At 37.3% G+C, this 13,178-nt stretch carries 15 protein-coding genes; 12 read left to right on the forward strand and 3 right to left on the reverse strand.

Translation table 11 applies throughout. The features are described from left to right. Positions 1-38: 38 nt before the first annotated feature. A complete protein-coding gene (locus GHNINEIG_RS03855) occupies positions 39-260 on the reverse strand; it encodes a hypothetical protein (protein WP_135795419.1) in 222 nt (73 codons plus the stop codon). Positions 261-300: 40 nt separating this feature from the next. Between GHNINEIG_RS03855 and GHNINEIG_RS03860 the strand changes: the two genes are divergently transcribed. Further along, a complete protein-coding gene (locus GHNINEIG_RS03860) occupies positions 301-1,509 on the forward strand; it encodes an IS256 family transposase (protein ID WP_135796803.1) in 1,209 nt (402 codons plus the stop codon). A 26-nt stretch (positions 1,510-1,535) separates the two neighbouring features. Here the strand turns inward: GHNINEIG_RS03860 and GHNINEIG_RS03865 are convergent, their stop codons facing one another. Both GHNINEIG_RS03865 and GHNINEIG_RS03870 read right to left on the reverse strand, forming a co-directional pair. Next, positions 1,536-2,639 (reverse strand): N-6 DNA methylase, encoded by a 1,104-nt coding sequence (locus GHNINEIG_RS03865; protein WP_189636924.1) that lies wholly within the window; start codon positions 2,637-2,639, stop codon positions 1,536-1,538. Positions 2,640-2,702: 63 nt separating this feature from the next. Continuing rightward, positions 2,703-3,305, reverse strand: coding sequence for a restriction endonuclease subunit S domain-containing protein (locus tag GHNINEIG_RS03870; protein ID WP_135795421.1), 603 nt, complete (start codon positions 3,303-3,305; stop codon positions 2,703-2,705). A 202-nt stretch (positions 3,306-3,507) separates the two neighbouring features. Between GHNINEIG_RS03870 and GHNINEIG_RS03875 the strand changes: the two genes are divergently transcribed. From GHNINEIG_RS03875 to GHNINEIG_RS03925, 11 genes are all read left to right on the forward strand, one after another. Further along, a complete protein-coding gene (locus tag GHNINEIG_RS03875; RefSeq protein ID WP_135795422.1) occupies positions 3,508-4,560 on the forward strand; it encodes an AAA family ATPase in 1,053 nt (350 codons plus the stop codon). A gap of 55 nt (positions 4,561-4,615) precedes the next feature. After that, entirely contained in the window at positions 4,616-5,632 is a 1,017-nt protein-coding gene (locus GHNINEIG_RS03880) for a site-specific integrase (protein ID WP_135795423.1), read from the forward strand. Positions 5,633-5,827: 195 nt separating this feature from the next. Beyond that, positions 5,828-6,400 carry a hypothetical protein gene (locus tag GHNINEIG_RS03885; protein WP_135795424.1) on the forward strand — a complete coding sequence of 191 codons (573 nt, stop codon included), beginning with the start codon at positions 5,828-5,830 and terminating at the stop codon, positions 6,398-6,400. After that, positions 6,393-7,091 (forward strand): ParA family protein, encoded by a 699-nt coding sequence (locus GHNINEIG_RS03890; protein WP_135795425.1) that lies wholly within the window; start codon positions 6,393-6,395, stop codon positions 7,089-7,091. The genes GHNINEIG_RS03885 and GHNINEIG_RS03890 overlap by 8 nt, the downstream gene beginning before the upstream one ends. Positions 7,092-7,109: 18 nt before the next feature. Next, a complete protein-coding gene (locus GHNINEIG_RS03895) occupies positions 7,110-7,556 on the forward strand; it encodes a hypothetical protein (protein ID WP_135795426.1) in 447 nt (148 codons plus the stop codon). Between the two features lie 102 nt (positions 7,557-7,658). After that, on the forward strand, positions 7,659-8,465 hold the full coding sequence (locus GHNINEIG_RS03900; protein ID WP_135795427.1) for a metallophosphoesterase: 807 nt from the start codon (positions 7,659-7,661) through the stop codon (positions 8,463-8,465). Next, on the forward strand, positions 8,446-9,084 hold the full coding sequence (locus GHNINEIG_RS03905; protein WP_135795428.1) for a metallophosphoesterase family protein: 639 nt from the start codon (positions 8,446-8,448) through the stop codon (positions 9,082-9,084). The genes GHNINEIG_RS03900 and GHNINEIG_RS03905 overlap by 20 nt, the downstream gene beginning before the upstream one ends. A gap of 16 nt (positions 9,085-9,100) precedes the next feature. Next, positions 9,101-9,823, forward strand: a complete 723-nt coding sequence (locus GHNINEIG_RS03910) for a metallophosphoesterase family protein (protein WP_135795429.1) — start codon at positions 9,101-9,103, stop codon at positions 9,821-9,823. Between the two features lie 310 nt (positions 9,824-10,133). Beyond that, positions 10,134-10,316 carry a hypothetical protein gene (locus GHNINEIG_RS03915; protein WP_135795430.1) on the forward strand — a complete coding sequence of 61 codons (183 nt, stop codon included), beginning with the start codon at positions 10,134-10,136 and terminating at the stop codon, positions 10,314-10,316. A gap of 137 nt (positions 10,317-10,453) precedes the next feature. After that, the gene (locus GHNINEIG_RS03920; protein WP_135795431.1) at positions 10,454-12,367 is read left to right on the forward strand and encodes a hypothetical protein; all 1,914 of its coding nucleotides are present in this window, start codon (positions 10,454-10,456) and stop codon (positions 12,365-12,367) included. A 249-nt stretch (positions 12,368-12,616) separates the two neighbouring features. Continuing rightward, positions 12,617-12,865 carry a hypothetical protein gene (locus GHNINEIG_RS03925; RefSeq protein WP_135795432.1) on the forward strand — a complete coding sequence of 83 codons (249 nt, stop codon included), beginning with the start codon at positions 12,617-12,619 and terminating at the stop codon, positions 12,863-12,865. Positions 12,866-13,178: the final 313 nt, after the last annotated feature.

A 13,178-nucleotide genomic window follows, 5' to 3' on the forward strand; every position in this document is an offset into this window, starting at 1 on the left:
ACTATCAAACTATCAATATTTGGTAATACTAAATTGATTTACTCTATGGATTGTCTAAAGTCTTGTTCTAAAGATTGCCATTCCTGTCTAATTGTATCAAGTTTATCAATTTCTGCATTTAGGTTTAATGTCCCTGAAGTCGATTGTATTTGGAGATAATCAAAAGGGCGTAAACTAAAACTGTTCTGGCTGATTTGTTGTGTTGAAACGGTTATTGAAGCAATCTCAGGGCCTGTAAACCAAATTGTGTAAACGCTCATAGTTTAAAATTCCCCGAAAAGGAAAATCACTATGAGCAACATCGACCAAGAAAAACTCAAAGCCATGGCCGCTGAGCTGGCCAAGGATATCAAAACTCAGAGCGACTTGTCTGACCTCTCAGCCAGTCTGCTTAAAATGACCGTTGAAGCCGCCCTCGGTGCTGAAATGGAAGAGCACCTGGGCTATCCCAAGCACCACAGTTCCGACAGCGACAACAGCCGAAACGGCTATTCATTTAAAACCCTCAAAGGCGACCATGGCGAAGTGGAAATCGCCATCCCTCGGGATCGCCAGAGTGAGTTTAACCCCACCATTATCAAAAAAGGCGAAACCCGCCTGACCAGCATGGATGACCAGATACTGGCGCTTTATGCCAAAGGCATGACCACCCGAGACATTGTGGCAACGTTCAAAGAGATGTATGGCGCTGATGTCTCGCCAACACTGATCTCCAAGGTCACCGAAGCGGTCATGGAAAAAGTCACCCTCTGGCGTTCTCGTCCGTTGGACGAAGTCTATCCGCTGCTGTATCTCGATGGTATTGTCATCAAGGTCCGCCAGGACAAACAGGTGGTGCGAAAAACCATGTATGTAGCGCTTGGCGTCAATACCGACGGCCAAAAAGAATGCCTGGGCCTGTGGCTGTCTGAGACCGAGTCATCCAAGTTCTGGTTGAGCGTTTTAAACGACCTTGAAGCCCGAGGCGTCAAGGACATACTGGTCGCAAGCGTTGATGGCCTGACGGGCTTTCCTGAGGCCATCAATACCGTCTACCCTCAGGCAGATGTTCAACTTTGCATTGTGCACATGGTGCGCAATTCCCTGCGTTATGTTGGCTACAAAGAGCGCAAACAGGTCGCCAACGACCTCAAACAGGTTTACCAGTCAGTGACCGAAGAAGAAGCTCTGTTGGCGCTTGAGCAGTTCGAGACCAAATGGGATGACAAATTCCCCAATATCGGTCGTTCCTGGCGCAACAACTGGGACAATGTGGCCACGCTGTTCCAGTACCCTCAGGCGATCCGCAAGGTGATCTATACGACGAATGCGATTGAATCTTTGAACTCGGTGATTCGCAAAGCCACCAAGAATCGCAAGATCTTCAGCCATGATAACTCGGCCTTTAAAATCATTTTTCTGGCCATTGAATCGGCCTCAAAAAAATGGACCATGCCGATTCGAGACTGGAAATTAGCCATGAACCAGTTTATGATTCTGCATGAAGAACGCTTGAAACCTTATGTTTGATCAACCGAGCGTTTACACAGAATTATTTACAGGCTCGCAATCTCATTGATCAGGTTAGGCGGTAATTTTTTAGAATGATGTGCTTCAGCATGACTGGTAAACGCAGCTAATTTTTCTATTTCATCAAGCTTAAGATTCTTTAGTTCATGTAGATGAAACAGTTTTACTTTATTTTTAGCATGGACAGGTTTGTTTTTATTGATGACTAAAATACTGGCATTAAAATGTGCGTTTTTAAAATACAAGTTAGCTGGCAAAGCAATAATCATTTCAACTAAATCTTTTTTAACAAGCTGTTCGCGAAATTCATAATCAAAAGTGGTTCGATGGAAAAAACCATCTTCAATCAACAAGACCGCCACGCCATTATCATTCAAGATTTCTAATATAGCCTCAACCCAGGCTGTTGAATGTGTTTTTGCTTTTCTCGTGTCGTGATTAACGGTTCCAGTCGACGATGCAATTGAGCTTAAAACGGCATCATATTTTTCTTTTTTTGGCTTGTGATTTTGAAGAAGTTTGACAGGTGTTGTAGTCACCGTTTGTTGAACAATATTTGGTTCATTAGATTGCAAGTCATGTTGATCAAGCATGACTACATTCCAAAATAATTTGGCTACCTCTCTCTCAAGCTGAGTGTCAGAATTTAAACCGATTTTAGAAAAGGGGAGTGGTGGCCACGAAAATACCAAGTCTCCTGTTCTAGAGAGAGGGTCAAGTAGGCTCGTTTGTTCTTTATCTGAAGTTAGGTTTAGCAAAACAGACTGCATTAACCGCCTAATAACGACAGGCGTAAAGTTGACCCCTGTTCGTCTTGGGTTGTCATCCATAAATTTTCTGAGTTCTAAAGAAAGATTATCTGTCGTCAGTGCAATCGTTGTTAAAGAAACAATCATTTTTGCATCTAAGTTATCGAATAAATCGGTATATAAATCATTGCTTTTAGCAAAACGATGCACTTCATCTTTTAGTCTATTTTTTGTCTCAGTTGCTTTCAGTGTTGCCATTTCGGTATGAGAACGATTGTTATGACGACCTTTTATTAATTCAGTTAAACCTAATTCCACGCTCGTCTCATCAAGTTCGTTTAATGAGACTAGGGCAAGCTTGATTTGCAGTAAAACATACACGATTTCACAAGGGTCTTGGTTTTGAATCGCTTGCTTAAAGTTTTTTGAAAAGTTGTTATCCATTTACTTTGTATCCTTATTCGAGCGTTGCAACACATCGAATAGCTTGGTTTCTGCAACCACTTTTTGTTGATTGAATAATTCCAGTGTTTTCTTCTGTAGATCAGCATAACGATAAAACATAGAAACCAGCGCTTTTTGATCGGATTGACAAGGAATTGCAATTGGATGCTCTAGCAGTTTTTTTAACGTGATCAGCATCGTGTTAGAACGCGTTGCTGCAATGACATTCTCCTTAAAAAAGGAGGAGTTGAAGTAAGACACCAGAATTTCAGGTTGCAGGAAATCTGTATTTACTCTCATGATGACAAAGTTAGAGCTCGCAATATAGCTTTGCTTTGTATCCGCTTCACTTTGCTTAAATAACCCTGCCTTAAAAACATTTCCTCGTATTTGTATCACGATGTCGTTATCGAGTAACAAGAACTTCTCAGCAGAACCTGGAACTATCCATGTTGTCTGAGCCAGTTCCGATTCAAACTCTCCATATTCATTGATTGATTGTCCCGTTATGAGTCCCATCTCAACTCCATCTGTAAAGGAATCTTTAGAGATTTTTGAGGTGTTGATTCCAGTAAAAGCAGTGACACAATCTTTTAGTTTCATTTGGTTTCTCAATCTAATTTATTGATATTAACTTTTGCTATGTGTGGCAATCATACTGAATTATATTTTAAATAGTAGGGTGGATACTAAAAAATAATTGACATGCACTCAAGAAAATCACAGTATATACCCAACTATTAACAAAAAGACTTTATAAGATTTGGTTTTGTAAGTTTTTTTGAGGGTTTGGTAACAGGAGAAAATGATGGAAACAGAAATGGTTTGGGGTAGAGCTGGCTGTACAACAAATGACAGATTACAAGAATTAGCTAATCAATTAGCTTCAAAGGGTAAGTTTGCAATAATCAGTTCTAACAGTAGTTTCGAATTTATGAAAAAAGAGTCTGGCAATAGGGGAGCAAAAGATAACTTTGCAAAGATTAAGGAGTTCTATTACGAAGGGAAGCACTATAAAAAAGTGGCAAAAGTGACTCAACAGCTTTTGAAAGAGCTTAATAAACTTAAGAAACGTTTTCCAAATTTTATCGAAGTGATTATGCATATTGAAAACCACCTGACATTAAAAACTCTAGGGAATAAGAACATTCAAATTGATCCTCTTTATATTTGGGGTGAGCCAGGGATTGGTAAAACAGAATTTGTATTCGCACTGAGTGAGGTGTTTGGGGTTGATTTAGAAAAGTGCAATGCGGGACAGCTTGGTGGAGCAATTGCATTAGCAGGGTCAGAACCACAATGGTCTGATTCAGCACCTGGTCTCATTGTTCAAGGGATGATGCGTTCAGAAAATGCCAATTTTATTTTTTTTATGGATGAGTTGGAAAAGGTGAATCACAGTGGAAATAACGGGAATCCGCTCAATGCTCTTTATGACTTATTAGAAGAGCGTTCTGCAAGTCAGTTTGTCGATCAAGCTTTTACAAGTGCGGTTTTATTTGATGCATCTGCTTTGATTTTTATGGCCTCTGGAAATAGCACTGAAGGAATTCATCCAGCATTACTTTCACGTTTAAATGTCTTTGAAGTTCCTTTGCCAACTATCGAACACATGAAATCCATTATTCAAAACATTCATGTATCGATTTTAGAAGGTAGTGATTGGGGTAGTTTTTTTGATACTAAATTAAGTGAAGAGGTTATTGATGTCTTGATTAAAGATCAAAGATCAGTTCGACAGGTCAAAAAAAGTCTGAAAAATTCTTACGTTAATGCATATCAAAATAAGCGTAGTTACCTGATCGTTGATGACCTAGAAATTATTCAAGATAAGACTGTTCCAATGGGATTTTATTAGCGAAAGGGTATTTAAAGAAATATATATGTAACGAGTATTTTAAGGTGTTTTTACAATGATGAAGCGAACTGAGAAAGCGTATCTGGAGCGAGCAGAATCGATTAAGAAACGTTTTGAAAATGAGACGGGAAAGGATTTACATAAAAGTATTTCAGCTTTTTTTGACTGGATTGAGAATCATACTTCGGATTGGTCTCCCTCTACACGGAGGCAATATAAATCTGCGCTCAGTTTTTGGTGTGAACAGGAAGGTATTGAATTGGATAGCAATATTTTTTCTCAGGGTTTCCGGTCAAATGTTTCTAAAAAAGAAGTCCGCAAAAAACACGGAAAAAGAACTTCCGCCCAGAAATTAAAGAGTATGAATCCTAAAGTTTGGCGCCACGTTCGATTTGAATTAGAAAACTCTCGCTCAAGAGCCGCAAATCTTACATTAAATATATTAAAAGCATCCGCTTACTTTGGGCTAAGACCTGTGGAATGGGCTTATTCAGAATTTGTATTCGAATTAGCAGGTGGTAAAGGTTGCGGAATTAATATCAGAAATGCCAAAGCAACTCAAAATCGTTCGTTTGGGGAGTATCGAGTCGTTGTGATGGATGATGTTCAAGATGAATACATGTCTTTGTTTAAAGAAGCAGTTTCTTCAGTGGGTGAAGTTTTTGAACACTTCAATCAACTAAAGGTTGGTCTTAATGGTGCAGAAGACCTTGAACCGATAAACGAAGAATATAGACGTCAAGTTGACCTTGAGCTACGAGCTTGCAGGTTTTTATTAGGTCAAATAAATACACGATTAGAACAACAGAAAATCATTAAAAAAGGTCAACGAATCACTTTATATTCAGGACGCCATCAGTTTGCAGCAAATGCAAAACTTGCTGGATTAAAGCCAATAGAGATTGCAGCATTGATGGGACACGGTGCACAGGATACGAATGAAAAGTTTTATGGCCGTAAAGTTAATGGCAGTGGTGGTTTTGGAGTATGTGCTTCTAGTGATGATATGGAAGCGATAAATGACAGGAATAAGGATAAACAATGTGAAATTGAAGTCGGTTTGTCACGCTAAAAAAACACAAGTGGCATATCTAATGCACTCAGCTAGAACATAAGGTCGGTAATTAATGGGCACATTAAGCGTACAAGCTTTTCACAGTGAATTGATTGTACAACTTAATTTGTTTTTTTTCGATTTTGCAAAATGGATTATCTAACTGTTAGAAACGATATTGATAAATTGGTTACGTGAGTTAAAGGAGAGGATATGGGGTTTTATGAAGAATTGAATGAACTCAAGCAAAAGTTTAAACGAGAGTTAGAAGTCGGTGCTTCGATTCAATCGATTGTTATAAATAACTTTTCAACTTTAAAAAGTTTGTTGCGAACTAGAAAAGAAGGGAGTTCAGGCCCTTTTACAACAAGACAGCTCGCAGATTGTTTTGGCATCGGATATTTCGCTTTACGTGGCGCATTGAGGCGAGCTGAAAACAAGGTAGAGAGTAAACATATTAGTTATTCGAAGAAGAATAGAGAGGTTAACAAGCCACTTGTAAAACGAGTCGCTATGCAGGAATGGCAGCAAGTATATGAATCAGATTTAGCGGTTACGAGATTGAGTCAAAGTTTAGAAGCGCTGCTAAAGGTTATTGATTCAAAACAGAGCTTCTTACTTGATTTAGAAGATGGTTCAGATTTATACAAAATGGTTTATCGAGAAAAAAGGGATGATTTTGTTATTTTTGATGCTTTTGCGAAAGAAGGCAAATCAAAGATTTCAAAACAAATGAAGTTTAGTAAAGATACAGGTTTTTCTAAAAAAGGAATTAATTATGAGTAAAACGATCTATATAAGTCACGGTGATAAAGGTGGGTGTGGAAAGAGTTTATTGGCAATGATTATTGCCAGTATTTTATCAGTAAAGAAAATGCCTTTACTACTAGTAGAAGCTGATGCAAATCAGTCGGGTGGTCAGCCAGATGTTGCCCCTAGGTTTGAGAATGATGATTACGCTGAAGTGGTAATGGCGCCTATTTCAGGTCAGGAATCAGCCGAAGATTTAATTGCTGATCTTTTTGAAATTATTGAGCAGACAGATGTTGAACATATTGTAATTAATACCCCTGCTGGTGCAAGTGAAACACTTGAACAAGTTGGAGAATTAATCGGTTTAGCTTGTAAAAGTCTAGGTTATCGTTTGGTTATTTTTTACAACATTTTCAAAACAGAAGTTGCAGTTAAACAAGCTGAATTAGTATTAGAGGGGAATTTGGTTAAACACGCTGATGAACTATATTTAGTTAAAAATGCGTTTTTTGGAATCCCTGAATTATCATCAAGAATAAGTTTATTAGAAAGTTTTGAAATTCCTGTTTTACATAAAAATGTCATGGAAAAATTAGGTGACAGACAAAATTTTGCAAAGGCTCTTAAAACGTTTCCAATAATGCAAAGAATTCAGGTAGAACAGTTTTTTAAATCTCTTCAGAACCAAGGCTTTTTTGAAGTATTGAAGCTGGAAGAGCAATAATTTTTAGGCGTAAGAAACATGAATACACAAAAACAATATTGGAAAATGATGCGCAGTAACCGCAAAACAGCACAAAATTATCTTCAATATCATATTAAAAACATGATTGATAAACATCCATATAGAGATGAAATGATGAAAAGATTATACGAATTTGAAAATGATCAATCGCTTCTGTTTTTAATTTCATTCATGGGGCATTCACTGGATCAAAATCATAAGGTGCTTGAATCAATAGACACTCATCAACAAGAACAGTTACAGACATTAAATGAGTCAATGTCGGCGATTGAAGAGAGTATGAATAATTTATATGAGTTTTATCACAAGCAGTTCGAAGAGTTTTCGTATAAATTTTTAAGTTTAGATAAGCGAATCAATGAACTCACTAATAAGCTGCGAAGAAGAGCACCAAGAAAAAACAAATTCCAGCGTTTGATGGATTGGTTTAAGTCTTTAGTGTGATAAATAAATAGTATTGCTATTAAATAAAAGTAGAAGTTTATTGGTCAGGAGTATTGACGTTACGAGTAAAATTTTTTGGATTTTGTGTGTGGATTAATTTAAATGGACAATCAAGTAAACATAAGCATTCATCAAAAAATAAATAAAAATAGGATGGGTCGCGACTTTATTATTGGTGATATTCACGGCCATAAAAAACGATTGTTTAAGGCATTAGAAAGTGTCAACTTTGATGAATCAAAAGACCGTTTATTTGCACTAGGTGATTTAATTGATCGTGGTAAAAATAGCTTAGCAGTGCTAACAATGCTTTATGAAAAACCTTGGTTTTATTCAATCAGGGGTAATCACGAGCAAATGCTTATCGAGCGCTTTGATTTACCATTTGCCAAGCCGCTTTATATGAGCGCTGTAAGAACACAATCCGATGCGATAAAAGATCATCGTAATAATGGTGGTAAGTGGTTTGATAAGCTTTCAAGCGAAGTTGCAAAGCAACGTATTCATCAAAACCTGTCACAACTGCCTTATGCGATAACGCTGGAAACAGAGCTTGGAGAGATAGGACTTGTTCATGCAGAAGTGCCTGGAAGGTTTGATTCTTGGGCGGCATTTATTGATGGACTCATCCAAAACAAAAAAGTGCAGGAAGAAGCCATTTGGAATCGACTAGCGATTGAATCGGTTTGGAGTGTTGAACGGGATTGTTACTGGGTACCAGAGTTTCAAGATGAACCAAAGTTTGTAAAAGAGGTGATTGCCACAGTGCATGGACATACTCCAGTAAAAACACCTGTAATATGGGGTAATCAGGTCTGGATAGATACTGGACATTTGGGTGAAGCATTAACCATTGTTCAGGCTGAGGACATTTTAGGGTTATTTAATAATGAAAATTGTACATATTAGTGACAGTCATGGAAGACATAGAAATCTAACAGAGGCCATAGAAGCCATTGAAAGGATTGATGTGTTAATCCACTCTGGAGATTTTTCAGATTACGGAATTAAAGAAGAAACCGAATTTTTTCTTGAGTGGTTTAAATCGATGCCTGCCAAACATAAAATTTTAATTGCAGGTAATCATGACGATACGTTCTTTCATTCTTCAAATGTGAGTAAGGAATTCGATTTAACAGGGATTGATTATTTACAAGATGAGCTGATTGAAATTGATGGCGTGACGTTTTATGGCTCTCCCTGGACGCCTTCTCCATTCGGAGGAAGTTTTACGTTTTATCCGGGAGAAGGTGAAACGATTTGGCAAAAAATTCCAGATGATGTGGATGTTCTGATTACACATGGACCTAAATTTAAAACTTTAGATCTAGTCGAGAAGTATGACAGAACTCAAAGGTTGGGTTGCCCAAGTCTAGCAGAGCGGATTGATCAATTAGACAACCTTAAAGCGCACTTATTTGGACATATTCATGAAGCAAAAGGCATAATGACTGACAACGGCATTCAATATTCCAACTCAGCAACCGGGTTACATGTTTTAGAGTTAGACGAAGTTGGAAGCGAATGATTGAGGAGTGAAGGAAATGAAGATTGCACACATTAGCGACACGCATGGATGTCAACCTAATCTTTTATGGTCGCCTACATGCTCAAACCAAGCACAAGCGACAGGTTTAGACCTTTTAATAAATAAGTTTGGTGATATTGATGTACTGGTTCATAGTGGCGATTTTATGGCGCATTCACTCTGTGAGAATGAGTTAAAAAACTTTATTGAGTGGTTCGACTCATTGCCATTTAAACACAAGATTCTGGTGCCTGGAAATCACGATATTCTTTGTGAAGAATTTCAAAATAAGCCTGAGCAAAGAGATAAATTCTTTCCAAAAGGTATGCATTTGTTGATTAACGAATCAGTAGAGATTGATGGCATAAAATTTTGGGGAAGCCCTTACACACCTTGGTTTCATGATTGGGGTTTTCAGCTTCATCAGCACGAAGCTGAAACGTTGTGGCCCAAAATTCCAGATGATGTAGATGTATTGATTACCCATGGACCCGCTAAAGGGATATTAGATGATTTATATGCAGAGAATAAAGAAGATCCTCGCATCTCATCTGTTGGCTGTCCATTTTTGTTAAAACGCATTAATGAATTAGATACCCTGAAAGCTCACCTTTTCGGGCATATTCATGGTGGCTACGGTCGTTCAGAGCAAAACGGTTACGTTGCTTTAAATAGCGCTATCATGAATGAACGCTATGCGCCTGATAATTTACCACAATATTTAGAGATTACTAAATGACTGTACTTCTACAGACTTGGTTGAAATGACGTTAATGAAAAAAACTGAATTTACTGACTCTGATGAATTTCTTATTAAACAATCAGGTGTTGTCAATGACATTGACAACAGAAGCACAATTCACCTTCGTAGAGATCTCAAACACGCACATTCATTGAGCTCTTGTTCATTCGGGACAGTATAAAACTAATCAAAACTAAGATACTCTCGAGCTGATAAAACGCTAACAATCACTCTCAAATAAAAACTCATACTTATTAGTTTATTTTGTACGCATAATTTATTATTTTTTTGTTAGGAATGCCTGCGTTTGGTAACATGGCTACCAGAGAATGTCATTCGCTGGGCTGGCGGTGAAGGTGGTTCTGGTGGCGTACCGGATGGTCAGGATGCTAATGCACCATCGAGTCTTACCAATAAAGAGGTAAGTTCAGGCCCGGGTGACAGTAGTTCCAGTTCTGCTAGTCAATCAGCAGTAGATTCAAATGCTTAAATTATTAAAAATAAGAGGGTAAACACATGCTGTCAGTTATCACTAAACCTGCTACTTTTTCATAAAAGACGCTACCAAAGCTTTGTTGATAAAAATCATGCTGGTTCCGTTCCTTATTTTTCATATAAGGCGGCATCTTGAATTACCCTCCTATAGCTTCTTTTCCAAATGACCAACAATTAAGAGTTGTCTGGGGGTTTGGTTCTGTACATGTAAGCCACAATTTAAGCACGGCTCCACATTTCCTAGTCTCATTGAGAAGCATTGTAGATAATCGACTTGATGAATATGAAACAGTTTACAAAATCCCATTAGCTCAAGCGGATATTGTTCGACTCGGTACCGTATGGTTAGGTCAACGACGTGTTGAAGGTTTTTGGGCGCAATATTCTAAGACTTATGAACGCTCTGTAGTTTTTGATTTTGATTTTATTAACTCTCCGCCTTCCTCAATCGAATTTTCCGAAAAAGACCCATCGACAGACTACTATCAAATACCCCCATTTGCCTATTCATTGGCATTTGGTACCAAGTCAAAAATAAATACTAAACTTAAAAGTAGTGATAACTTGAATGAAGAGGAAACAAGAGACCTTAAAAGACAAGCTGTATATTTAGGTCAAATGTCTAAATCTAAATTAACAAAACTAATTTCGAATGATGAATGTACTGTTTTAATTCCTTCCATTGAGTTTTTAACTAGTTGTTATACCCCACGAGAGCAACAGCTGAGAAACAAGGTTGTAAACCTTAACTTAGATGATGCGTTAGCTGATTATATTGATTTGGACGAATCAGGTGAAAATAAGCTCGGTGAATATGACCTATATATGAAGTCTAGAAAGCATCAAACAAACCTAGCATTTTTAGGGTATGCCCACGGCAATGCTGTTACTAAAGAACGACTCAGAGTTCTAAGAAATAGCTTAACTAAAGCTAATAAAGACCCGTCAGGACGTAATTATCCTGACCGCCATCCGGATGTTCTTCCTTATCACCCTGAGAGTATGCGGTTGAGTGGCGATGGAATTTGGATTGATGACCAAACTTTCTTGATGTTAAGAGTAAGAGGATGTTCTTTGCCAACAACGCATAAGATTAATCAAGTACTTATGGAAACGATTTATACAGGACTAGAAGACGATCCAATCCAGGGTACTGGTGAGAATAATGGTGGTGGCTTTACAGCTGGAGGTGCTATTGGTAACTTTCAGGATGTGCCAATAATTCCTGGTACCGATCCAAACGTTAACGCCGCTGGTGCTCATATTTTAAGTGAAGTGATGATTTTAGGTAAATCGCCAGATGTTGAAGATTTTGTAGAGACAACGCAGAGCGATATAAAGCGAAGAAATAAGAATAGAGCTGATGGGCAAAAACTAAGAGGTCTTTCTTCTGGAGAGTTAAATAGTAGTAAGAACTCTGAAGGGATTGGGCAATTAAAGCAATCTGAAAGAGGCGGCGATACGACTGAATACGTTAACCAACTTGAAATTCTTGATACGGTAAAAAATGCTCTCCTGTCTTTATTCGCGAGCCAAAAAATTAAAGAATTAGAATTCTTAGATTCACTCACAAACTTGAATTTAATGCCTGCTTTTGTGTCATTTCCAACCAAATTAATTGGGCAAAAAAATAACAGTAGCTGGGCTGTCTATTGTAAAAACCAGTATAACCAAGTTATAACGAGAGTTGCCTTGTTAGTTAAAATGACAATGCCTGATGGAACGGTATTATTTTTCTTTGAAATTCAGAGGAAGCCTAATGAAAAAGGTTTTAGCGGGTTAATTTTTGAAACTTATGATAATACCGTTTCGTCGAGCCAGCTATATGAGTTTCTGTCTAAAGTTGTTGAATATCAGGGTAAGTTTCGTCGTCGTGTTAAAAGCACATCTACGATAGAGGGTGAAAAACGAAAAACTTCTCAGAGAAAAGAGTTACCTAGTTTTATTAAAAAATCGGTGATTTTTGAGCATCGTAAAGGCTCAAGGACTTGGGAGGATAAAATTCTTTTTGAACTTATAGGTTATTCAAGTAAGGCATCGCAATAAGCGGGATTTATTAAAAAAGTTAATATTATGATGAAATTAAAGCTAAATGATGTGACATAAAAAGAATGTATAGACGTTAAGAAAGAAAAGCCTCTTGAAGTCGAAAGTGCATTGTTAGAGCTTTTAGTGCAGGTTTGAGTTTTTAAGTGTACAAAGCCATTGGCTCAACGGTTGTAAAAATTAATGACAGAGTTTTAGTAATTTAACTAAAGACATCTATTCTCATAATGTAAATAAAGGTTGTTATTTATGTCTGAAAAAATAGAACTTCAGAGTGAAGACAATTTTAGAAATACTAAGAACCCTAAAAAGCGAGTGAAATATCTAACTGAGTTTTGTCATGATTTGTTGAAAAAAGGGAATATGGTTGAGGCGAAGTATTTTGTAGATAAGCTTATTGAAATAAATCCTAACCATCCAAAAGCTTTGAAGCTTGCTCTACCGACTGAGCTATGTGGCCAAAATATAATTTGCTTATTGTGTAGAGGGGCTTTGTAAGTGTCAAATTTTATTTGAAGAAATTTCTGTATTTTTTTGTGTGACAAATCAGTGACAAATCGAAAACAAAAATCTTTGTTAATTTGCAACTTTGGTAGGAGGAATATTGTGCTTAAGCTAAACGCCATGAGTTTACTTATTTTTTAAAAAAAACAACTTGAAATTGTGTTGGTATTTATTAATTTTAGAAAAAAATTAAGGGCTTAAAATTTGTTTTATGAAGCAGTCGTTTTGAGAGGTAAAAATCCTTAAAAATTAATTAATTATTTGCTGGGAAAGCAGCGCTTTTAAATGCTGTTTCTGTTAAAATTTA

It is taken from the genome of Hydrogenovibrio crunogenus (assembly GCF_004786015.1).
GTDB lineage: Bacteria > Pseudomonadota > Gammaproteobacteria > Thiomicrospirales > Thiomicrospiraceae > Hydrogenovibrio > Hydrogenovibrio crunogenus.

What these genes read in the sequence shown, in the direction of transcription:
- GHNINEIG_RS03890 (WP_135795425.1), top strand. Translation starts at nt 6,393, where the DNA reads ATGAGTAAAACGATCTATATAAGTCACGGTGATAAAGGTGGGTGTGGA.
- GHNINEIG_RS03900 (WP_135795427.1), top strand. Translation starts at nt 7,659, where the DNA reads ATGGACAATCAAGTAAACATAAGCATTCATCAAAAAATAAATAAAAAT.
- GHNINEIG_RS03895 (WP_135795426.1), top strand. Translation starts at nt 7,110, where the DNA reads ATGAATACACAAAAACAATATTGGAAAATGATGCGCAGTAACCGCAAA.
- GHNINEIG_RS03855 (WP_135795419.1), bottom strand. Translation starts at nt 260, where the DNA reads ATGAGCGTTTACACAATTTGGTTTACAGGCCCTGAGATTGCTTCAATA.
- GHNINEIG_RS03925 (WP_135795432.1), top strand. Translation starts at nt 12,617, where the DNA reads ATGTCTGAAAAAATAGAACTTCAGAGTGAAGACAATTTTAGAAATACT.
- GHNINEIG_RS03905 (WP_135795428.1), top strand. Translation starts at nt 8,446, where the DNA reads ATGAAAATTGTACATATTAGTGACAGTCATGGAAGACATAGAAATCTA.
- GHNINEIG_RS03910 (WP_135795429.1), top strand. Translation starts at nt 9,101, where the DNA reads ATGAAGATTGCACACATTAGCGACACGCATGGATGTCAACCTAATCTT.
- GHNINEIG_RS03875 (WP_135795422.1), top strand. Translation starts at nt 3,508, where the DNA reads ATGATGGAAACAGAAATGGTTTGGGGTAGAGCTGGCTGTACAACAAAT.
- GHNINEIG_RS03885 (WP_135795424.1), top strand. Translation starts at nt 5,828, where the DNA reads ATGGGGTTTTATGAAGAATTGAATGAACTCAAGCAAAAGTTTAAACGA.
- GHNINEIG_RS03870 (WP_135795421.1), bottom strand. Translation starts at nt 3,305, where the DNA reads ATGAAACTAAAAGATTGTGTCACTGCTTTTACTGGAATCAACACCTCA.
- GHNINEIG_RS03880 (WP_135795423.1), top strand. Translation starts at nt 4,616, where the DNA reads ATGATGAAGCGAACTGAGAAAGCGTATCTGGAGCGAGCAGAATCGATT.